The organism is Paenirhodobacter enshiensis, assembly GCF_000740785.1.
Classification (GTDB): Bacteria; Pseudomonadota; Alphaproteobacteria; order Rhodobacterales; family Rhodobacteraceae; genus Rhodobacter; species Rhodobacter enshiensis.
Map to the genome: position 1 here is coordinate 1 of NZ_JFZB01000041.1, position 701 is coordinate 701.

Genomic DNA, 701 nt, shown 5'->3' on the forward strand with positions numbered 1-701 from the left:
AGGGCAGAGCGGTCAAGCCGCAGCCAGGCCCAAAACGCGAAGCATCCCGCGATCTCGGCGAGAGCAGCCAACGCATACATGCCGATAGAGACGAAGACGCTCATCATAGGCGAGCTGCGCTCCACTGCCACGGCAGCAGTTCGTCGAGCCGGTTGAGCACGCACTCGCTCTATGCCTGGAAGCGCAGGTTCGCGAAGACGGCATCAGGCGAGACCGATAAGGATGTCGAGATCCGGCGCCTGAAACGGGAACTGGCGCTCTCTTATCTCATCTCGCATCGCGCCAATCGTAAATCGTAAATCGTAAGTCGTATCACGCAGCACGAAACCTGTGCCACGGATCCTGCTTATCGTTCCACGCATCCTGTATCTGGTAATTCGTATTATCTGCGCAGACCCGGGTGCGTGCGCGCGTCTCAAAGCGCAGATCGCAATTCGCGCGCCCCGCACAATTCACACGGCGCACGAACTGCCGGTGCGACTGCCTGAAATCGCCTCACCCAATCGTCTCGCCCCCGATACCTTCGCCGAAGATTTCAGGGGGCTCGGACAGGGTGAGAGCTGGCAGGGTGAGAGTTGGCAGGAAATGCAACTTGTTAACAAACGCTGCGGACAGCCCGGCACCACCCGGTTCAGGACCCGGCTTTCGGGGGGCGGACATCCCCCTTTTGCCCCCGGTTCGGGAACCGGGACGCGGCTCAG

At 60.8% G+C, this 701-nt stretch carries 1 pseudogene; it reads right to left on the bottom strand.

Annotation, left to right across the window (positions count from 1 at the left end):
- Positions 1-104: pseudogene (locus tag CG50_RS17575) on the bottom strand (YnfA family protein); the annotation flags it as partial.
- Positions 105-701: the final 597 nt, after the last annotated feature.